Here is a 19,671-nt window from a genome sequence, read left to right as displayed (position 1 = left end):
ATAGGTACTTCCATGTCGAGTAAGTTAGTACTGGTTCTGAACTGCGGTAGTTCTTCACTGAAATTTGCAATCATCGATGCAGTGAATGGTGAAGAGTACCTTTCTGGTTTAGCCGAATGTTTCCACCTGCCCGAAGCACGTATCAAATGGAAAATGGACGGCAATAAACAGGAAGCGGCTTTAGGTGCAGGCGCCGCTCACAGCGAAGCGCTCAACTTTATCGTTAATACTATTCTGGCACAAAAACCAGAACTGTCTGCGCAGCTGACCGCTATCGGTCACCGTATCGTACACGGCGGCGAAAAGTATACCAGCTCCGTAGTGATCGATGAGTCTGTTATTCAGGGTATCAAAGATGCAGCTTCTTTTGCACCGCTGCACAACCCGGCTCACCTGATCGGTATCGAAGAAGCACTGAAATCTTTCCCTCAGCTGAAAGACAAAAACGTTGCTGTATTTGACACCGCGTTCCACCAGACTATGCCGGAAGAGTCTTACCTCTACGCCCTGCCGTACAACCTGTACAAAGAGCATGGCATCCGTCGTTACGGCGCGCACGGCACCAGCCACTTCTATGTAACCCAGGAAGCGGCAAAAATGCTGAACAAACCGGTAGAAGAGCTGAACATTATCACCTGCCACCTGGGTAACGGTGGTTCCGTTTCTGCTATCCGCAACGGTAAATGCGTTGACACCTCTATGGGTCTGACCCCGCTGGAAGGTCTGGTAATGGGTACTCGCTCTGGCGATATCGATCCTGCGATCATCTTCCACCTGCACGACACTCTGGGCATGAGCGTTGACGCAATCAACAAAATGCTGACCAAAGAGTCTGGCCTGCTGGGTCTGACCGAAGTCACCAGCGACTGCCGTTATGTTGAAGACAACTACGCGACAAAAGAAGACGCGAAGCGCGCAATGGACGTTTACTGCCACCGTCTGGCGAAATACATCGGAGCCTACACCGCGCTGATGGATGGTCGTCTGGACGCTGTTGTATTCACCGGTGGTATCGGTGAAAATGCCGCGATGGTTCGTGAACTGTCTCTGGGCAAACTGGGCGTGCTGGGCTTTGAAGTTGATCATGAGCGCAACCTGGCTGCACGTTTCGGCAAGTCTGGTTTCATCAACAAAGAAGGCACCCGCCCTGCTGTTGTGATTCCGACCAACGAAGAGCTGGTTATCGCGCAAGACGCCTGCCGCTTGACCGCCTGATTCCACACCGCCAGCTCAGCTGGCGGTGCTGTTTTGTAACCCGCCAAACCGGCGGTAACGAAAGAGGATAAACCGTGTCCCGTATTATTATGCTGATCCCTACCGGAACCAGCGTCGGTCTGACCAGCGTCAGCCTTGGCGTGATCCGTGCAATGGAACGCAAAGGCGTTCGTCTGAGCGTTTTCAAACCTATCGCTCAGCCGCGTACCGGTGGCGATGCGCCCGATCAGACCACGACTATCGTGCGTGCGAACTCTTCCACCACGACAGCCGCTGAACCGCTGAAAATGAGCTACGTTGAAGGTCTGCTTTCCAGCAATCAGAAAGATGTGCTGATGGAAGAGATCGTCGCGAACTACCACGCTAACACCAAAGACGCTGAAGTCGTTCTGGTTGAAGGTCTGGTCCCGACACGTAAGCATCAGTTTGCCCAGTCTCTGAACTACGAAATCGCTAAAACGCTGAACGCGGAAATCGTCTTCGTTATGTCTCAGGGCACTGACACCCCGGAACAGCTGAAAGAGCGTATCGAACTGACTCGCAACAGCTTCGGTGGTGCAAAAAACACCAACATCACTGGCGTTATCGTTAACAAACTGAACGCACCGGTTGATGAACAGGGTCGTACTCGCCCGGATCTGTCCGAGATTTTCGACGACTCTTCCAAAGCAAAAGTAAACAATGTTGATCCGGCGAAGCTGCAAGAATCCAGCCCGCTGCCGGTTCTCGGCGCGGTGCCGTGGAGCTTTGATCTGATCGCGACCCGTGCGATCGATATGGCTCGCCACCTGAACGCCACCATCATCAACGAAGGCGATATCAACACTCGTCGCGTTAAATCCGTCACTTTCTGCGCACGCAGCATTCCGCACATGCTGGAGCACTTCCGTGCCGGTTCTCTGCTGGTAACTTCCGCAGACCGTCCTGACGTACTGGTTGCAGCTTGCCTGGCTGCCATGAACGGCGTAGAAATCGGTGCCCTGCTGCTGACTGGCGGCTACGAAATGGACGCGCGCATTTCCAAACTGTGCGAGCGCGCTTTCGCTACCGGCCTGCCGGTATTTATGGTGAACACTAACACCTGGCAGACTTCTCTGAGCCTGCAGAGCTTCAACCTCGAAGTTCCGGTTGACGATCACGAGCGTATCGAGAAAGTTCAGGAATACGTTGCTAACTACATCAACGCTGACTGGATTGACTCTCTAACTGCCACCTCTGAGCGCAGCCGTCGTCTGTCTCCGCCAGCCTTCCGTTATCAGCTGACCGAACTGGCGCGCAAAGCGGGCAAACGTATCGTGCTGCCGGAAGGCGACGAACCGCGTACCGTTAAAGCAGCCGCTATCTGTGCTGAACGTGGTATCGCAACTTGCGTACTGCTGGGTAACCCGGCTGAGATCAACCGCGTTGCAGCATCTCAGGGCGTAGAACTGGGTGCTGGCATTGAAATTGTCGATCCAGAAGTGGTTCGCGAAAGCTATGTTGGCCGCCTGGTTGAACTGCGTAAGAACAAAGGTATGACCGAAACCGTTGCCCGCGAACAGCTGGAAGACAACGTGGTTCTCGGTACGCTGATGCTGGAACAGGATGAAGTTGACGGTCTGGTTTCCGGTGCTGTTCACACCACCGCAAACACCATTCGTCCGCCGCTGCAGCTGATCAAAACTGCACCGGGTAGCTCCCTGGTATCTTCCGTGTTCTTCATGCTGCTGCCGGAACAGGTTTACGTTTACGGTGACTGTGCGATCAACCCGGATCCGACCGCAGAACAGCTGGCAGAAATCGCGATTCAGTCCGCTGATTCCGCCGCGGCCTTCGGTATCGAACCGCGCGTTGCAATGCTCTCCTACTCCACCGGTACTTCTGGTGCAGGTAGCGACGTAGAGAAAGTTCGCGAAGCAACTCGTCTGGCGCAGGAAAAACGTCCTGACCTGATGATCGACGGTCCGCTGCAGTACGACGCTGCGGTAATGGCTGACGTTGCGAAATCCAAAGCGCCGAATTCTCCGGTTGCTGGTCGCGCTACCGTGTTCATCTTCCCGGATCTGAACACCGGTAACACCACTTACAAAGCGGTACAACGTTCTGCCGATCTGATCTCCATCGGGCCGATGCTGCAGGGTATGCGCAAGCCGGTTAACGATCTGTCCCGTGGCGCACTGGTTGACGATATCGTCTACACCATCGCGCTGACTGCGATTCAGTCTGCACAACAGCAGTAATCTCGTCATCATCCGCAGCTTTGCGCTGCGGATACCTGAACCGGAAATAGTCACTATTTCCGGTTTTTTATTCTCTTAATTTGCATTAATCCTTTCTGATTATCTTGCTTAACTGCGCTGCATCAATGAATTGCGCCATCTCACTTTGCATACTTACCACTTTGTTTTGTGCAAGGGAATATCTGCGCTATGTCCGCAATCACTGAATCCAAACCAACCAGAAGATGGGCAATGCCCGATACGCTGGTGATTATCTTTTTTGTTGCTATTTTAACCAGCCTTGCCACCTGGGTAGTTCCGGTGGGGATGTTTGACAGTCAGGAAGTGCAGTATCAGGTTGATGGTCAAACAAAAACACGCAAAGTCGTAGATCCGCACTCATTTCGCATTCTGACTAACGAGGCGGGCGAACCTGAGTATCACCGCGTGCAACTGTTCTCGACGGGCGATGAACGCCCGGGCCTGATGAATTTCCCGTTTGAAGGATTAACCTCAGGATCGAAATACGGGACAGCCGTTGGCATCATCATGTTTATGCTGGTGATTGGCGGCGCGTTTGGCATCGTGATGCGTACAGGAACCATTGATAACGGCATCCTGGCACTTATTCGGCATACACGCGGGAATGAAATTCTCTTTATCCCTGCCTTGTTTATTCTCTTTTCACTTGGCGGCGCGGTATTTGGTATGGGGGAAGAGGCCGTCGCCTTTGCCATTATCATCGCACCGCTAATGGTCCGGCTGGGCTATGACAGTATTACCACCGTCCTGGTGACTTATATCGCCACGCAAATCGGTTTTGCCAGTTCGTGGATGAACCCGTTTTGTGTGGTTGTTGCTCAGGGGATCGCTGGTGTTCCGGTGCTTTCTGGCTCCGGTTTGCGCATCGTGGTATGGGTAATCTCTACTCTGATTGGTCTTGTCTTCACTATGGTGTACGCCTCGCGGGTGAAAAAGAATCCGCTGTTGTCACGCGTTCATGAGTCCGATCGTTTCTTCCGCGAAAAACAGGCGGATGTAGAACAGCGTCCATTTACCTTTGGTGACTGGCTGGTATTGATTGTTTTAACCGCCGTCATGATCTGGGTAATTTGGGGCGTTATCGTCAATGCCTGGTTTATTCCAGAAATAGCCAGCCAGTTCTTCACGATGGGGCTAGTTATTGGCATCATCGGCGTTGTTTTCCGCCTAAACGGTATGACGGTTAATACCATGGCTTCATCCTTCACCGAAGGGGCGCGAATGATGATCGCCCCTGCCCTACTGGTGGGTTTCGCCAAAGGGATTTTGTTGCTGGTCGGTAACGGTGAAGCGGGTGATGCCAGTGTGTTAAATACCATTCTAAACAGCATTGCCAATGCCATTAGCGGTCTGGATAACGCAGTTGCAGCCTGGTTTATGTTACTCTTCCAGGCGGTATTTAATTTCTTCGTGACATCCGGTTCTGGTCAGGCGGCGTTAACCATGCCGTTACTGGCACCGCTTGGCGATCTGGTCGGTGTTAACCGTCAGGTTACCGTGCTGGCGTTCCAGTTTGGTGATGGCTTCAGTCACATCATTTACCCGACCTCAGCTTCGTTAATGGCAACGCTCGGTGTTTGTCGGGTGGACTTCCGTAACTGGCTGAAGGTGGGCGCGACACTGCTTGGACTGCTGTTTATTATGTCCAGCGTCGTGGTTATCGGCGCTCAGTTGATGGGCTACCACTAAAAATGTTAAGAGCCGCAATTGCGGCTCTTTTTTCATTCTGCCGTTTCAGTCTCTACGGCTTCATTTTTGGCATTGCGCTTCATCCACAACGCCAGCGCTTTCAGCGAGTCTGGAGTGAACTCATCGCAGCGTGCGGTGATTTCTTCCGGCGTCAGCCAGCAAACTTCACTGACTTCATCTTCCTGTAGGGCGAAGGGACCGTGAGAGACGCAGCTGAACAATGCGCCCCAGACACGGCAATTTTTATCTTCGAAATAGAACTGCCCGTGCTCGGCAAAGGGGACACCGGCAATGCCCAACTCTTCTTCCGCTTCGCGACGCGCGGATTCCAGCAGTTGCTCATCGGCCTGGACCACACCGCCTGCGGTCGCATCTAACATGCCGGGTAAAAAGTCTTTTGTCTCGGTACGACGCTGGACCAGAATTTTGCCCATGCCATCATGCACGACGATGTAAGTTGCACGATGACGCAGACACTGTGCCCGCATTTGTTCCCGGCTGGCTTGTGCAATGACTTCGTTCTCTTCATTGACAATATCCACCCATTCAGTACTTGCCAAACGACGCTGTTCCATTATCAGGAAACCTTCTTTTTCTGGCGCTCTTACGGCGCATTTTGAGTTGTGGGTAAATTACGGATTAATCGCGACCTGCGCAATGATACTTTGATCATTGAGTGCGATTACACTAAGTACGTCATTATCCAGCATGCCATAACTCGCCGGATTACCGCCTTTCGGAATACTCACCGAGCCGGGGTTGAAGTGGAAAATCTCCCCCCGCTGTTCTGCCACTGGCAGATGGGTATGGCCGTACACCAGCACATCGTTCTGGTTTAAAGCAGGCAGATTTTCCGGGCCAAAAAGATGACCATGCGTCAAAAACAGACGTTGTTTTTCCAGTAATACCTGTTGCCACGGCGCGGTTATTGGGAAATGCAGCAGCATTTGATCCACTTCGCTGTCGCAGTTGCCGCGCACAGCGATAACCTTATGTGCCACTTCATTAAGCCGTTCAGCGACTTTGGCTGGCGCGTAACCCTCCGGTAAAGCATTACGCGGGCCGTGATTCAACACGTCGCCAAGGATCACCAGCCACTGGGCACCGCTTTGGGCAAACAATTCCAGAACACGTTCCGTCGCCGGTAACGACCCATGAATGTCCGATGCAAACATCAGTTTCATCACTCACTCCTCGTCGAAAAAACGTAAGCTATGATACTGGATTCTGCCGTTGCTATCAGCCAGATTGCTTCGCCGAAAGTGCAATAAAACGCTGGACAGACGCTCGCTGCCACTGGAATGTTGCATAATCCACCAGGCGTTCTGGCACCTCATCGCCATGTAGTACCAGGCGGTTAATCATTAGCGCCAGATCAGTATCAGCAATGCACCATTCACCAAATAAATTCGGCTGACCCAGTACTAACAAATGTTCTGCCATCGCAAACAGTTTCTCTGCACTGGCTTTTCCCTCGGCCGTTAGTGGCGCTTTTTTCGTCCCCGCAAAGACAACATCCGTCGGACGTTCTTCGCGAATGGGCATCAGATCGCTGCGCAGCCAGGCCTGAATCTGTCGTGCACGTGCACGATTTTCTAAATCAAGCGGATAAATACGTTCCCAGGTCGGTGGCGCAAATCGATCTTCCAGATACTCCGCAATGGCAGAAGATTCACTCAACTCAAAATCATCGATTTGTAATAACGGCACACGGCGTGTCTGACCGTAACCTTGCCACGTCGGTTGCAAATGTTCACCGCTGTCGAGGTCGATGGTCTTGATATGAAATGGCAGACCTTTCTCCTGCAACGCCACCCAGGCGGATAACACATAAGGGGAGAAAAAATGGGCATCTGACCAAAGCGTGATAGCGGGTTTACTCATTATGTCCTCGGCAATAAAGGGGGATTGCTATCAAACTATAGAGCCTTTTTGTCACTGTCACGTGACGAATACTCACGCAAGTCGTCGCGCTTTCTATACTTGTGGTGTTCAGATGATTAGACAACCGGAGCTGCAATGATCGATCTCTATTTCGCCCCGACGCCAAATGGTCACAAAATTACGTTGTTTCTCGAAGAGGCTGGACTGGATTATCGCTTGATTAAGGTAGACCTGGGAAAAGGTGGCCAGTTTCGCCCGGAATTTTTGCGCATTTCGCCTAACAACAAAATTCCGGCAATTGTTGATCATTCCCCAGCCGATGGCGGCGAACCGTTAAGCCTCTTTGAGTCCGGGGCCATATTGTTGTATCTGGCGGAGAAAACGGGACTCTTTTTGAGTCATGAAATGCGTGAACGCGCCACCACATTACAGTGGCTATTCTGGCAGGTAGGCGGGCTGGGGCCGATGCTTGGGCAAAATCATCATTTTAATCACGCTGCACCACAAACCATTCCTTACGCTATTGAACGTTATCAAGTTGAAACTCAGCGTCTGTATCACGTGCTGAACAAGCGGCTGGAAAACTCGCCCTGGTTGGGCGGAGAAAACTACAGCATTGCGGATATTGCCTGCTGGCCGTGGGTTAATGCCTGGACTCGCCAGCGCATTGACCTCGCAATGTATCCTGCAGTTAAGAACTGGCATGAACGGATCCGTTCGCGCCCTGCCACCGGTCAGGCACTACTAAAAGCACAACTCGGTGATGAGCGTTCGGATAGTTAACAGAAACAGGTTCTCGTGTATTATTTAATACTAAGTAAAACAACGGAGAACCTGCAATGGCACAACCTGCCGCTATTATTCGTATAAAGAACCTTCGTTTACGTACGTTTATCGGAATTAAGGACGAAGAGATTAACAACCGTCAGGATATTGTTATCAACGTGGCGATCCACTACCCCGCCGATAAAGCGCGCACCAGCGAAGATATCAACGATGCGCTGAATTATCGCACCGTAACGAAAAACATTATTCAGCACGTAGAGAATAACCGTTTCTCTTTGCTGGAAAAATTAACTCAGGATGTGCTCGATATCGCACGTGAACATCACTGGGTGACGTATGCTGAAGTAGAGATCGATAAACTGCACGCGCTGCGCTACGCCGATTCGGTATCCATGACCTTAAGCTGGCAGCGTTAACCGCCATATCGGGAGGCTGCATGAACATAGTGATCACCGGAGGGACGGGATTAATTGGTCGTCATTTGATTCCGCGTTTGCTGGAGCTGAGCCATCAAATCACGGTAGTGACGCGTAATCCGCAGAAAGCCAGCTCCGTTCTCGGCCCCCGGGTGACACTATGGCAAGGGCTTGCCGATCAAAGCAACCTCAACGGCGTTGATGCGGTAATCAACCTGGCTGGAGAACCGATTGCTGATAAACGCTGGACTCACGAGCAAAAAGATCGTCTCTGCCAAAGCCGCTGGAATATCACGCAAAAACTGGTCGATGTAATTAATGCCAGCGACACGCCGCCGTCGGTACTCATTTCCGGTTCGGCAACGGGCTATTATGGCGACTTAGGTGAAGTGGTGGTTACCGAAGAGGAACCGCCGCATAACGAATTTACCCATAAACTCTGCGCTCGTTGGGAAGAAATTGCCTGTCGGGCGCAAAGCGACAAAACGCGTGTGTGCCTGCTGCGTACCGGTGTGGTGCTGGCACCGGATGGCGGTATCCTCGGTAAAATGCTGCCGCCGTTTCGTCTTGGCCTGGGCGGGCCGATTGGCTCCGGTCGGCAGTATCTGGCCTGGATTCATATCGATGATATGGTCAATGGTATTCTCTGGCTGCTGGATAACGAGCTGCGCGGGCCATTTAATATGGTTTCGCCCTACCCGGTACGCAATGAACAATTTGCCCATGCGCTCAGTCATGCTCTGCATCGTCCGGCCATTTTGCGCGTCCCCGCGACCGCCATTCGACTGTTAATGGGCGAATCTTCAGTACTGCTATTAGGTGGACAACGCGCGCTGCCTAAACGGCTGGAAGAAGCGGGTTTTGCGTTTCGCTGGTACGATTTAGAAGAGGCGCTGGCGGATGTCGTTCGCTGATGTGGTTTACTGTAAACATCCACCAGTTAACTCCCGGTGTTACAGGGTTAGTGGCTTTGCGCGATAAGGTCGTCTGGTGAAAGTCGGGTCAGCGTCAGGATGACTTCGTGGTCAAATCCTTTTTCCAGCATCTCCTGAGCAATACGCAGAGCTTCTTCGTGTTTGCCCTGCATTGCGCCTTCTTCACGTAATCTGTCAGCAATGGTCATCAGTTTCTCCTTTTCTTGTGGTGCTCGTTCCGCTATCTCACCAATAAATGCACGGAAACGCTGCGCATCTCCCGTTTGTAATACGTAATTAAACAGGGCTTTTAGCTGTCTGTCATTAGTGTTCCCTGTAACTAGCAGCGAAACAATTTGGTCGACTAATCCCAACAGATCGCGCTGACGAATATGTTTCTGAATTAACTCCAACAGCGCCATTTTGCGATGTTGCATAATCTCGTCATCCGGCACCACGGTAATATCCACCAGCGGAAAAGCCGATGAATATATTTTGCGGGCTATAGCAGGCTCGGCAAATTCATCAAGCCAGCAGAGTGAATAAGGATAAGGACTTCTGCAACCATGATAAAACAGCATTGGGATCACCAATGGAAGCTCTTTATAGCCTGCATCCAGATGGTTTTGCATCGCCGCGATGGAATAGCGCATCATGCGAAAAGCCATTAATTCCTCCGGCTTACTTTGGTGCTCTATCACCACATAAATATAACCCGCTCCCTCCTGCGTTTTCACAGACCACAAGAGGTCGGAATAATATTGCCGCAGGTCTTCATCAATAAAACTGTTTGGTTCCAGTTTGAGCGTCGTTAAATCACACAGTTTGCGCAGCGGCGCGGGAAGATGAATATCAATAAAATCCCGCGCGGTGTCTGGATGGCGTAAAAAAGATTTAAATACCGCATCATGCGGCGTGGAAGTTGTCGATATTGTCATGGCGTTCCGTCACCCCTCAAATTTAAGATGACGCGACAATAACCACGATTTACACCCAATGCAGCAGGCAGTTTTTATCTTTGGACAGCGAATTCAGAAGTATTTTTAGCGGACTGCAACTTTTACATTTCAGCGGAAGCGGACTCGCAAATTCCCCATGAAATACTCCGGCAGCGTTAGCCACCGGAGAGGGAATTATTTCAGCGATCCCTTAAGGAACTGTTGCAGACGAGGGCTTTGCGGGTTGCCAAATAACTGCTCCGGCGCGCCTTCTTCCTCTATTTTCCCCTGATGGAGAAAAATGACGTGAGTAGAAACATGGCGAGCAAAGCCCATTTCGTGAGTCACCACCACCATGGTTTTTCCCTCTTCTGCCAGTTGCTGCATAATACGCAGCACTTCGCCTACCAGTTCAGGATCGAGCGCCGAGGTAGGTTCATCAAACAGCAGAACTTCCGGTTCCATTGCCAGCGCCCGCGCGATAGAAACACGCTGTTGCTGACCACCGGACAGATGCACCGGGTATTTCCCCTGCGCACGTTCGTCTATCCCGACTTTCGCCAGATACTTCACCGCCCGCTCGCGCGCTTCCTGCTTGCTCAGGCCTAACACCTGAATCGGCGCTTCCATGACGTTTTCCAGCACCGTCATATGGCTCCAGAGATTGAAGTGCTGGAATACCATCGTCAGGCGTGTGCGCAGTAAGCGCAGCTGATTTTTATCGGCGACTTTGAGTTGACCGTCTTTATCGCGCACCAGATTGATCGTCTGGCCGTTAACGACGATCGATCCTTCACTCGGTTTTTCGAGGAAGTTAATGCAGCGCAGAAAGGTACTTTTCCCCGATCCCGACGAACCGATGATACTTATGACATCACCGGCATTCGCTTGCAGTGAGACCCCTTTCAGCACTTCGTGTTCGCCGTAGCGTTTGTGCAAATCGATAACGTTTAATTTATTCTCGGACATCGTATTCTCAGTGCGTTGAAGACGGTTTCACATGCTGCAACCAGCGTTTTTCCGCTTTGCGGAACAGACTGATCAGGACATAAGAGATGATTAAATAGAGCACCGCGGCGATACCGAAGGCGGTAAAAGGTTGATACGTGGCAGCGTTAATATCACGGGCTATTTTCAGCAGATCCGGCACCGTGGCCGTAAACGCCAGCGCAGTAGAGTGCAGCATCAGGATTACTTCATTACTGTAGGCCGGTAACGCAATACGCAGCGCTGAAGGCAAAATAATGCAGCGATACATTTTAAAGGTCGAAAAGCCATAGGCTCTGGCGGCTTCAATTTCTCCGTGCGGTACCGAACGGATTGCTCCGGCAAAAATCTCGGTGGTGTAAGCACAGGTGTTAAGCGTCAGCGCCAGCACAGTACAATTCAGGCCACTGCGGAAAAAGGCGTTAAGGAACTCGGTACCCTTAACAATCTCCAGCGTGTACATGCCGGAATAGAACACCAGCAATTGAACATACAGCGGTGTACCGCGAAAAATATAGGTAAATAACCAGATTGGAAACTGGATGTATTTATTGCTGGAGACGCGACCAATCGCCAGAAACAGCGCCAGAACTCCACCTATCACAACCGACAAAATCAGCAACCAAAGGGTAATCGCCACACCGGTAAAGCGATAACCGTCGGTCCACAACAGCGGTTTCCAGTATTCATGTAAGATTTCGATCACAGGTCAGCCCTCTTCACACCCACGGAGTAGCGGCGCTCAAGGAACAGCAGCACACCATTGGAAACGGTGGTGAAAACCAGGTAAATCACGCCACAGACGATGGCGAAATAGAACGGTTCCCAGGTACTTTTGCCTGCCAGTTGCGTGGCTTTGACCACATCTTCCAGGCCGAGTAACGAAACCAAAGCGGTAGATTTGAGAATCACCTGCCAGTTGTTGCCAATGCCTGGCAGGGCGTAACGCATCATCGCCGGAAACATAATCCGCCGAAACACTTGCCCACGAGTAAAACCGAACGCCGTTGCCGCCTCTATATGCCCTTTTGGCACTGCCATAAACGCGCCACGGAACGTTTCGGTGAAGTAAGCACCGTAGATAAAACCGAGAGTGATAATACCTGCGACCATCGGATCAATATCAATCTGCCCGACGCCCATCGCCTCCGTCACCGTGTTTAGCGCAATCTGCAAACCGTAGAAAATCAGCAGCATCAACACTAAATCCGGCACGCCACGAATCAGCGTGGTATACCCTTCAAAAATGAGCCCCGAAAACCGATTTTGCGAGAGCTTACCGCCAGCGCCAATTAAACCGATGATTACAGCGAGCACTACAGAGCTGATAGCCAGCTCCAGCGTGACGAGCGCACCCTGTAAAATAACACCTGAAAACCCATACAACATGCTGCCTGTCCTGTCGTGTGTGGTGAATTACCGCCTCTTGTCTCCCTCCGGTTACCCGAAGGGAGCGGGCTTTCTTTCACCGATGGCGATTAACCACCATAAACATCAAAATCGAAGTACTTTTTCGCTAATTTCTCGTAAGTACCGTCAGCGCGCATTTCGGCAAAGGCTTTGTTCAGTGCCTCGCGCAGTTCGTTATCTTCTTTACGCAGACCCATGCCGGTACCTACGCCAAACAGTTTTTCATCTTTAACAGACGGGCCACCGAATTTGTAATCTTTACCAACGGGTTGTTTGAGGAAACCTTCGCTGGCGGCGACCTCATCCTGGAATGCGGCATCAATACGTCCGGCAGTCAGGTCAGAATAAATGTTGTCCTGCCCCTGATAAGAGACGATTTCAATGCCTTTTGGTGCCCAGTGTTCGTTACCGAACGTCTCCTGGGTGGTGCCCTGCAATACGCCTACGCGCTTGCCTTTCAGCGACTCGACTGTCGGCTGAATGTCGGAATTTTTCGCCACTACCAGACGAGAGTCGGCAGCGTACAGTTTGTCGGTGAAGGCAATTTCCTGCTGACGTTTTTCCGTAATGGAAAGCGATGACATGATGGCGTCAATCTTCTTCGCTTTTAAGGACGGGATTAACGCATCCAGCGGGTTTTCGACAAACGTACATTGCGTATTGATGCGTTTGCACAATTCCTTCGCCAGATCGATGTCGAAGCCAACCAGTTCACCTTGTGAATTTTTTGATTCAAATGGCGCATAGGTCGGATCGGTACCGATGCGGATGTTTTGCGGAATCGCAGCAAACGCCGCCGTTGCGCTGGAGAAGGCCAGAACCAGAGAGAGCGATAGCACCAGTTTTTTCATAATGTCCTCAACTGACAGTCTTTTTATAGGGAATATTTACAGGTTTGTTACACTTATCGTGCCATAAAATTGACCATCAAGGCAAAATATCCCGCCCCGTTAGACGTATTATTTTTCATTAAAAATGCTTAAGTATGCATTTTAATGCACCACGATAGTGCAACAAACCTGGCGTGCACCATGATCATTCCATCAGGTACAGCTTCCCTGCGACGTATCAGTCACCGTAGACATTAAAGTCGAAATACTTTTTCGCCATCTTGTCGTAGGTGCCGTCCTGACGCAGCTCGCCAAGCGCCTTATTAAACGCAGCCGTCAGTTCAGCATCATCTTTACGTAGCCCGACACCGGTGCCGTCACCGAAGTATTTTTTGTCTTTCACTGAAGGGCCTGCAAAAGCGAAATCTTTACCGGCAGGTTGCTTGAGGAAACCTTCGCTGGCAGCAACCTCATCTTGCAGAGCGGCATCCAGGCGTCCTGCAGCCAGATCGGAATAGACCAAATCCTGGTTAGCATAGGCCACCACATCGACACCCTTACTGCGCCAGTTATCATTGGCATACGCTTCCTGGGTTGATCCCTGCAGCACACCAACATGTTTACCTTTCAGTGAATCCAGCGTTGGCTGAATCGGTGAACCTTTGGCAGCAATCAGACGAGAGTCTGCGGCGTACAGTTTGTCGGAGAAGGCAATCTCCTGCTGACGTTTATCCGTAATGGAGAGCGACGAAATAATGGCGTCGATCTTTTTCGCTTTCAGTGAGGGGATCAGCGCGTCAAAGTCACTGGCAACCCAGGTACATTTCACCTGCATCCGTTTGCACATCTCGTTACCGAGATCGATATCAAAGCCAACAAAGTCACCTTTGGCATCTTTCGATGAGAACGGTGCATAGGTGGTATCCGTTCCGATACGTACCGTCTCCGGCAGTGCCGCGTAGCTGGAAGCTGCTGCGGAAATCCCGACTAACAAAGACAGAGCGAGAATCGACTTCTTCATACATAACCCTCAAGTGAAATGGCTTTTTTATATTGTGTATTGTGTTGTGTGTTTGCAGGCTCGTTCATGCAGGTCTTATGCCATCTTGACGACAACAGTAACATTCAACGTTAAATATGTTAATAAGACGTTGCATTATTGTCCTGAAGTTGAAGATAGCAGGTATGGCGGTTGGATCGCAGCGTTTAGATTGAATGGCAGGAACAAAATGTTGAGGATTTGATCGCGGTTGCAAAATTGCCCTGAAACAGGACAACAGTGGAGTTATGCGCCCTGCCAGCGGGCAAAGAGATCTTCGGGTAGATTTATCGCAAACTGGTCAAGAACACGGTTAACCGTCTGATTTATCACATCATCAAGGGATTGTGGGCGATGATAAAATGCCGGAACGGGAGGCATAATTACCGCACCGATTTCTGCCGCCTGAGTCATTAAACGCAGGTGGCCTAAGTGCAACGGTGTTTCACGCACGCAGAGCACCAGCGGGCGACGCTCTTTCAGCACCACATCTGCCGCACGGGTCAGTAAGCCATCCGTATAGCTATGCACAATGCCGGACAGGGTTTTGATTGAACAGGGTAAAATCACCATCCCCAACGTCTGGAAAGAACCAGAAGAGATGCTGGCGGCAATATCGCGCGCATCGTGCGTGACATCGGCTAATGCCTGCACATCACGCAGGGAGAAATCCGTTTCAAGGGATAAGGTCTGGCGCGCCGCCTGGCTCATTACCAGATGCGTTTCGATATCTGTGACATCGCGCAGAACCTGTAATAATCGTACGCCATAAATCGCGCCGCTGGCACCGCTGATGCCCACAATGAGTCGTTTCATAAATAGTTGCCCTGTCAGACTTGCAGGCAGACTTTGCAGGATTTCGGCGGGAGTTGCAAGTCAGGGTGCCAGACCGGCACCCTGAGCGAAGGCATCATCCTTCGTTATGCATTTCGAGATTTTCCACTTCGTTCTGACGTTGCACGGCTTTAGCGTCGTCATTACGTAAAGTATCGAGAAAATCGAGGTAGCCCTGATCAACATCTTTGGTGACGTAAACGCCGTTGAACACCGAGCATTCAAACTGCTGGATATCCGGGTTTTCCGCACGGACGGCTTCGATCAGATCATTCAGATCCTGGAAAATCAAACCATCAGCACCGATGATCTGGCGAATTTCATCTACTTCGCGACCGTGAGCGATAAGCTCCGTGGCGCTTGGCATATCAATCCCGTAAACGTTCGGGAAGCGAATTTCCGGTGCCGCAGAAGCGAGGTACACTTTCTTCGCTCCGGCTTCGCGTGCCATCTCGATAATCTGCTCAGAAGTGGTGCCACGGACGATGGAGTCGTCGACCAGCAGGACATTTTTATCGCGGAACTCGGCGCGGTTGGCGTTCAGTTTACGGCGCACGGACTTACGACGCAGCTGCTGGCCAGGCATAATGAAGGTGCGGCCAACATAGCGGTTTTTCACAAAGCCCTGGCGGTACGGTTTGCCCAGAATACGAGCAATTTCCAGCGCGATATCACACGAGGTTTCCGGAATTGGGATCACCACGTCGATATCCAGATCTTCCCATTCGCGAGCAATTTTCTCGCCCAGCTTGGTGCCCATATTCACACGCGCGCTGTAAACGGAAATTTTGTCGATGAACGAGTCTGGTCGGGCAAAGTAAACATACTCGAACAAGCATGGATTGCTGACCGGGTTGTCAGCGCACTGGCGGGTAAACAGCTGCCCTTCTTCAGTGATGTAAATCGCCTCGCCTGGGGCGACATCACGCAGGAACTCAAAGCCCAGGGTATCGAGCGCAACGCTTTCAGAAGCGACCATATATTCTGTGCGGTTCTCGTCAATATCACGTTTTCCCAGTACCAGCGGACGAATACCGTTAGGATCGCGGAAAGCCACCATACCGTGGCCGATAATCATCGCCACACAGGCATACGCACCGCGGATTAAGCGGTTTGTAGCGGCGATGGCGGCGAAGATGTTGTCGGCTTCCAGCGGGTAGTGGCGGAAGTTGTCCAGCTCGCTGGCGAAGATATTAAGCAGAATTTCCGAGTCGGAAGTGGTGTTGATGTGGCGGCGTTTTTCTTCAAACAGTTTTTTACGCAACTCATGAGCGTTGGTCAGATTGCCGTTGTGGGCAAGCGTGATGCCATACGGGGAGTTAACGTAAAACGGCTGCGCTTCAGAGGCGCTGGAGCTACCAGCCGTGGGGTAACGCACATGACCAATGCCCATATTGCCCTGCAAACGCTGCATATGGCGAGCTTCGAAGACATCGCTCACCAGCCCGTTCGCTTTACGCAAACGGAAGCAGTTATTGGCATCAATGGTGATGATGCCGGCGGCATCCTGACCGCGATGCTGAAGCACCGTTAAGGCATCATAAATCGACTGGTTAACCGGCATAACACCGGCGATACCGACAATACCGCACATACGTCTTTTTCCTCGTTAAGCCACATCTCAGAGCACTTACGCTCTGGGCAAGAAACTTGACGAGCTTTGCAGATAATCAAAAAACCATCTGATGATAAAACTGAACTGCGGGATCAGCTGTGATTTGCTCCAGTCTTCGCTTTTCGACACCCCGGTAAAGGAGTCGAGAAAGAAGAGAATGGCAGCAACAATCAACACACCGCGCAACGCACCGAAACAGACGCCCAGCACCCGGTCGGTGCCCGTCAGGTGGGTTTTCTCAACCAACTGACCTATCACGAAGTTCACGATAGCGCCAACGATCAGTGTCGCGATAAACAGTACCGCGATGGCAATCCCATTTCGAACCAGTTCGTCTTCAAAGCCCGTAAACCAGACTGACAGGTAAGTGTAGTAATGACTGGCGACAAAGAAAGCACAACCCCATGTCACCAGCGATAACGTTTCACGAACAAAGCCGCGGATCAGGCTAACCAGAGAGGAAAAAGCAATCACCGCGATTATGGCGTAATCAATCCAGACCATATGTGTCCCACGATTTTACGCCCTGTCATCCTGTTCGGGGCGCATTCTAACAGAAAAAGAAAACGTTTGCGTAGGGATTTCCTTCCCACGCATCAATAAAAATGGCGCTGAAAAAATATTCAACGCCATCGACTTTTCATGCCTTTGCGGCATCGGGCAATGCGTGTCGGATGCGGCGTGAACGCCTGATCCGACCTACGGTTCTACCCCTGTGTAGGCCTGATAAGACGCGCCAGCGTCGCATCAGGCAACGACTGTCGGATGCGGCGTGAACGCCTTATCCGACCTACGGTTCTACTCCTGCACAGGCCTGATAAGACGCGCCAGCGTCGCATCAGGCAACGACTGTCGGATGCGGCGTGAACGCCTTATTCGACCTACGGTTCTACCCCTGCGCAGGCCTGATAAGACGCGCCAGCGTCGCATCAGGCAAAACCGTATTAATTCGGTGTATAGCCCATCACCACGCCACTTAAGCCAGAAAGCTGCTTGAGTTCACCCAGCGATCCTTTCAGCTTCTCTTTGGAAGCATCAGGCCCAACCAGAATACGGGTAATTTTACCCTGCACTGGCGTGGATGGCGACGTATAAACCCGATAACCGGCACCGCGCAGCTTACCGACAATCTCATTCACTTTATCGGCATTTTTCAGCGCGCCCAGCTGGACGACATACGCTTTACCCGTCGGGGCGGCTTTTTCTTCCACGATCGGTTTCGGTTCTGGCTTCGGCGCAGGTGCTGCTTCAACCTTCGGTTTAGGCGGTTCCACCGGTTTCGGCTTCGGTGGGGCGACCGGTGCAGGTTCCGGTTCAAACTCGGTGTTATTAGCTGCAATAGTGGCCGGATCGAGCGACGGTGCTGCGGCATCACCTGCCCGCACCTCTTCCGCTGCGCCTTCCGGCGGCTGCGTCGGCAGCGCCTGGGTGGCGGCTGGCATCATATCAGGCTCATCGCGATCGCCCGCTTTTGGCACCAGAGGGATTGCCGCGAACTCATCCTGATAATGTTTTTTCTGCCCGTCCAGCAACCCTGGAAGTACAATCACCCCCAGCGCCACCAGCACGATCGTACCCACTAACCGATTCTGAAACTTACTTGCCACCGCTTCTCCTCGCGTCAATCACTTCCATGACATGTGCGACCGTGTGGAACGAACCACACACCAGCACGGTATCTTCCGCTTTAGCGTCCGCCATTGCGGCATCCCATGCCTGCGCCACGCTATCAAATGATTTGCCGTTACCCAAATGCTCAAGCAGTTGTTCTGCCGTGGCACCGCGCGGCCCTTCCAGTGGCGCACAATACCAGTCATCAACCACGCTTTTCAACCAGGCCAGAGTTCCGGCAATATCTTTATCATGTAGCATACCGATAACCGCCAGCACGCGCCCGTTTTTCGGTAGCGCTTTCATACGCCCGGTGAGATATTCCGCCGCATGTGGATTATGCGCGACATCAAAAATAACGCGTGGCGACTCGCTCACAATCTGGAAACGTCCTGGCAAAATTGCGCTGGCAATCCCGTCGCGAATGGCATTTTCACTGACCTCCAGCCCGCTGGCACGCAGTGCCGCCAGTGCCGTTGCGGCATTCGGTTGCGGGACAAGCGGCAACGGCAGATTTTCCAGCGTGCCGTGAGCATCGCTAAACGTCCAGTCATGATCGGTGACGGAATAGTTCCACTCAACGCCCCGACGTTGTAACAGTGCGCCTTTTTCCTGCGCCACATCAGCAATGGTAGAAGGCATTTCAGGCTCTCCGACAATTGCCGGTTTTTCATTGCGGAAAATCCCTGCTTTCTCACGACCAATGCTTTCGCGATCTGGCCCCAACCAGTCGGTATGATCCAGCGCAATGCTGGTCACCACCGCAACATCAGCATCGACAATATTGGTTGCGTCCAGACGACCGCCCAGCCCTACTTCCAGAATCACCACGTCAAGTTGTGCCTGTTTGAACAGCCACAACGCCGACAGCGTACCGTACTCGAAATAGGTCAGGGAAATATCACCGCGTGCTGATTCAATCTCCGCAAAAGAGGCTGTGTGGGCCGATTCCGGCAATTCCTGGCCCTGCACACGAACGCGCTCGGTATAACGCACCAGATGCGGCGAACTGTAGACGCCCACTTTGTACCCTGCCGCCATCAGAATCGACTCCAGCGTACGGCAGGTGGTGCCTTTGCCATTCGTACCCGCAACGGTAAATACAAATGGCGCTGGTTTCAGAACGCCAAGACGTGCCGCGACCTGGCTTACGCGCTCAAGGCCAAGATCGATAGTTTTACTGTGCAGGTTTTCCAGATAAGAAAGCCACGAAGCCAGAGGCGACGCGGCTTGAGGAGTGCGTTTGATAATCATGGTATCCGC

At 51.8% G+C, this 19,671-nt stretch carries 20 protein-coding genes; 6 read left to right on the top strand and 14 right to left on the bottom strand.

Features of this window, described 5'->3' with window-relative positions; all coding sequences use genetic code 11:
- The first annotated feature begins 12 nt into the window (after positions 1–12).
- From ackA to yfcC, 3 genes are all read left to right on the top strand, one after another.
- A complete protein-coding gene (gene ackA, locus ATB02_RS21145) occupies positions 13–1,215 on the top strand; it encodes an acetate kinase (protein WP_000095712.1) in 1,203 nt (400 codons plus the stop codon).
- A gap of 74 nt (positions 1,216–1,289) precedes the next feature.
- Positions 1,290–3,434, top strand: coding sequence for a phosphate acetyltransferase (gene pta / locus ATB02_RS21140; RefSeq protein WP_000086716.1), 2,145 nt, complete (start codon positions 1,290–1,292; stop codon positions 3,432–3,434).
- A gap of 189 nt (positions 3,435–3,623) precedes the next feature.
- Positions 3,624–5,144, top strand: coding sequence for a putative basic amino acid antiporter YfcC (gene yfcC, locus ATB02_RS21135; RefSeq protein ID WP_001274485.1), 1,521 nt, complete (start codon positions 3,624–3,626; stop codon positions 5,142–5,144).
- 32 nt (positions 5,145–5,176) lie between these two features.
- Here the strand turns inward: yfcC and yfcD are convergent, their stop codons facing one another.
- From yfcD to yfcF, 3 genes are read right to left on the bottom strand one after another with little or no spacing between them, the layout of a single operon-like run.
- Entirely contained in the window at positions 5,177–5,719 is a 543-nt protein-coding gene (gene yfcD, locus ATB02_RS21130) for an NUDIX hydrolase YfcD (protein WP_000437935.1), read from the bottom strand.
- 57 nt (positions 5,720–5,776) lie between these two features.
- Positions 5,777–6,328: a phosphodiesterase gene (gene yfcE / locus ATB02_RS21125; RefSeq protein WP_000772452.1), complete on the bottom strand. Its 552-nt coding sequence runs from the start codon at positions 6,326–6,328 to the stop codon at positions 5,777–5,779.
- Between the two features lie 55 nt (positions 6,329–6,383).
- Positions 6,384–7,028 (bottom strand): glutathione transferase, encoded by a 645-nt coding sequence (gene yfcF / locus ATB02_RS21120; RefSeq protein WP_105272184.1) that lies wholly within the window; start codon positions 7,026–7,028, stop codon positions 6,384–6,386.
- A 135-nt stretch (positions 7,029–7,163) separates the two neighbouring features.
- Here yfcF and yfcG point away from each other — a divergent pair, with 135 nt between their 5' ends.
- Genes yfcG through ATB02_RS21105 form a run of 3 tightly spaced genes read left to right on the top strand, consistent with a single transcriptional unit; the run spans position 7,164 to position 9,144 of the window.
- A complete protein-coding gene (gene yfcG / locus ATB02_RS21115) occupies positions 7,164–7,811 on the top strand; it encodes a GSH-dependent disulfide bond oxidoreductase (protein ID WP_105272183.1) in 648 nt (215 codons plus the stop codon).
- Between the two features lie 56 nt (positions 7,812–7,867).
- Positions 7,868–8,230, top strand: a complete 363-nt coding sequence (gene folX, locus ATB02_RS21110) for a dihydroneopterin triphosphate 2'-epimerase (protein WP_000068452.1) — start codon at positions 7,868–7,870, stop codon at positions 8,228–8,230.
- A 20-nt stretch (positions 8,231–8,250) separates the two neighbouring features.
- Entirely contained in the window at positions 8,251–9,144 is an 894-nt protein-coding gene (locus tag ATB02_RS21105) for a TIGR01777 family oxidoreductase (protein ID WP_105272182.1), read from the top strand.
- A gap of 47 nt (positions 9,145–9,191) precedes the next feature.
- Here the strand turns inward: ATB02_RS21105 and rpnB are convergent, their stop codons facing one another.
- The 11 genes from rpnB to folC form a co-directional block, all read right to left on the bottom strand.
- Complete coding sequence (gene rpnB / locus ATB02_RS21100; RefSeq protein WP_000156119.1) at positions 9,192–10,082, bottom strand: recombination-promoting nuclease RpnB; 891 nt, start codon at positions 10,080–10,082, stop codon at positions 9,192–9,194.
- Between the two features lie 195 nt (positions 10,083–10,277).
- A complete protein-coding gene (gene hisP, locus ATB02_RS21095; RefSeq protein WP_001293612.1) occupies positions 10,278–11,051 on the bottom strand; it encodes a histidine ABC transporter ATP-binding protein HisP in 774 nt (257 codons plus the stop codon).
- A 7-nt stretch (positions 11,052–11,058) separates the two neighbouring features.
- Complete coding sequence (locus ATB02_RS21090) at positions 11,059–11,775, bottom strand: ABC transporter permease (protein WP_000569957.1); 717 nt, start codon at positions 11,773–11,775, stop codon at positions 11,059–11,061.
- The gene (hisQ, locus tag ATB02_RS21085; protein WP_000965505.1) at positions 11,772–12,458 is read right to left on the bottom strand and encodes a histidine ABC transporter permease HisQ; all 687 of its coding nucleotides are present in this window, start codon (positions 12,456–12,458) and stop codon (positions 11,772–11,774) included. Before hisQ ends, ATB02_RS21090 begins: the two co-directional genes overlap by 4 nt.
- 89 nt (positions 12,459–12,547) lie before the next feature.
- Positions 12,548–13,330 carry a histidine ABC transporter substrate-binding protein HisJ gene (gene hisJ / locus ATB02_RS21080; protein ID WP_000737621.1) on the bottom strand — a complete coding sequence of 261 codons (783 nt, stop codon included), beginning with the start codon at positions 13,328–13,330 and terminating at the stop codon, positions 12,548–12,550.
- A gap of 217 nt (positions 13,331–13,547) precedes the next feature.
- Positions 13,548–14,330 carry a lysine/arginine/ornithine ABC transporter substrate-binding protein ArgT gene (gene argT / locus ATB02_RS21075; protein ID WP_000748235.1) on the bottom strand — a complete coding sequence of 261 codons (783 nt, stop codon included), beginning with the start codon at positions 14,328–14,330 and terminating at the stop codon, positions 13,548–13,550.
- Between the two features lie 264 nt (positions 14,331–14,594).
- Positions 14,595–15,164, bottom strand: a complete 570-nt coding sequence (ubiX, locus tag ATB02_RS21070) for a flavin prenyltransferase UbiX (protein WP_000825697.1) — start codon at positions 15,162–15,164, stop codon at positions 14,595–14,597.
- 94 nt (positions 15,165–15,258) lie between these two features.
- Complete coding sequence (gene purF, locus ATB02_RS21065) at positions 15,259–16,776, bottom strand: amidophosphoribosyltransferase (RefSeq protein WP_000334228.1); 1,518 nt, start codon at positions 16,774–16,776, stop codon at positions 15,259–15,261.
- A gap of 36 nt (positions 16,777–16,812) precedes the next feature.
- On the bottom strand, positions 16,813–17,301 hold the full coding sequence (gene cvpA / locus ATB02_RS21060) for a colicin V production protein (RefSeq protein WP_032184707.1): 489 nt from the start codon (positions 17,299–17,301) through the stop codon (positions 16,813–16,815).
- 440 nt (positions 17,302–17,741) lie between these two features.
- Complete coding sequence (gene dedD, locus ATB02_RS21055; RefSeq protein ID WP_105272181.1) at positions 17,742–18,404, bottom strand: cell division protein DedD; 663 nt, start codon at positions 18,402–18,404, stop codon at positions 17,742–17,744.
- On the bottom strand, positions 18,394–19,662 hold the full coding sequence (gene folC / locus ATB02_RS21050) for a bifunctional tetrahydrofolate synthase/dihydrofolate synthase (protein ID WP_032184709.1): 1,269 nt from the start codon (positions 19,660–19,662) through the stop codon (positions 18,394–18,396). Before folC ends, dedD begins: the two co-directional genes overlap by 11 nt.
- Between the last annotated feature and the right edge of the window lie 9 nt (positions 19,663–19,671).

Source organism: Escherichia sp. MOD1-EC5189 (genome assembly GCF_002966045.1).
In the GTDB taxonomy this organism is placed as follows: domain Bacteria; phylum Pseudomonadota; class Gammaproteobacteria; order Enterobacterales; family Enterobacteriaceae; genus Escherichia; species Escherichia coli_F.
The sequence above is the reverse complement of the archived record's forward strand: the minus strand, read 5'-3'. Positions and strand labels throughout refer to the sequence as shown.

Bases quoted from the DNA above. Each gene is read 5' to 3' on its own strand.
- ackA (WP_000095712.1), top strand. From the start codon at position 13: ATGTCGAGTAAGTTAGTACTGGTTCTGAACTGCGGTAGTTCTTCACTG.
- yfcE (WP_000772452.1), bottom strand. From the start codon at position 6,328: ATGAAACTGATGTTTGCATCGGACATTCATGGGTCGTTACCGGCGACG.
- folC (WP_032184709.1), bottom strand. From the start codon at position 19,662: ATGATTATCAAACGCACTCCTCAAGCCGCGTCGCCTCTGGCTTCGTGG.
- ATB02_RS21105 (WP_105272182.1), top strand. From the start codon at position 8,251: ATGAACATAGTGATCACCGGAGGGACGGGATTAATTGGTCGTCATTTG.
- yfcF (WP_105272184.1), bottom strand. From the start codon at position 7,028: ATGAGTAAACCCGCTATCACGCTTTGGTCAGATGCCCATTTTTTCTCC.
- cvpA (WP_032184707.1), bottom strand. From the start codon at position 17,301: ATGGTCTGGATTGATTACGCCATAATCGCGGTGATTGCTTTTTCCTCT.
- yfcD (WP_000437935.1), bottom strand. From the start codon at position 5,719: ATGGAACAGCGTCGTTTGGCAAGTACTGAATGGGTGGATATTGTCAAT.
- hisP (WP_001293612.1), bottom strand. From the start codon at position 11,051: ATGTCCGAGAATAAATTAAACGTTATCGATTTGCACAAACGCTACGGC.
- purF (WP_000334228.1), bottom strand. From the start codon at position 16,776: ATGTGCGGTATTGTCGGTATCGCCGGTGTTATGCCGGTTAACCAGTCG.
- folX (WP_000068452.1), top strand. From the start codon at position 7,868: ATGGCACAACCTGCCGCTATTATTCGTATAAAGAACCTTCGTTTACGT.
- hisQ (WP_000965505.1), bottom strand. From the start codon at position 12,458: ATGTTGTATGGGTTTTCAGGTGTTATTTTACAGGGTGCGCTCGTCACG.
- ubiX (WP_000825697.1), bottom strand. From the start codon at position 15,164: ATGAAACGACTCATTGTGGGCATCAGCGGTGCCAGCGGCGCGATTTAT.
- hisJ (WP_000737621.1), bottom strand. From the start codon at position 13,330: ATGAAAAAACTGGTGCTATCGCTCTCTCTGGTTCTGGCCTTCTCCAGC.
- argT (WP_000748235.1), bottom strand. From the start codon at position 14,330: ATGAAGAAGTCGATTCTCGCTCTGTCTTTGTTAGTCGGGATTTCCGCA.
- yfcG (WP_105272183.1), top strand. From the start codon at position 7,164: ATGATCGATCTCTATTTCGCCCCGACGCCAAATGGTCACAAAATTACG.
- rpnB (WP_000156119.1), bottom strand. From the start codon at position 10,082: ATGACAATATCGACAACTTCCACGCCGCATGATGCGGTATTTAAATCT.
- yfcC (WP_001274485.1), top strand. From the start codon at position 3,624: ATGTCCGCAATCACTGAATCCAAACCAACCAGAAGATGGGCAATGCCC.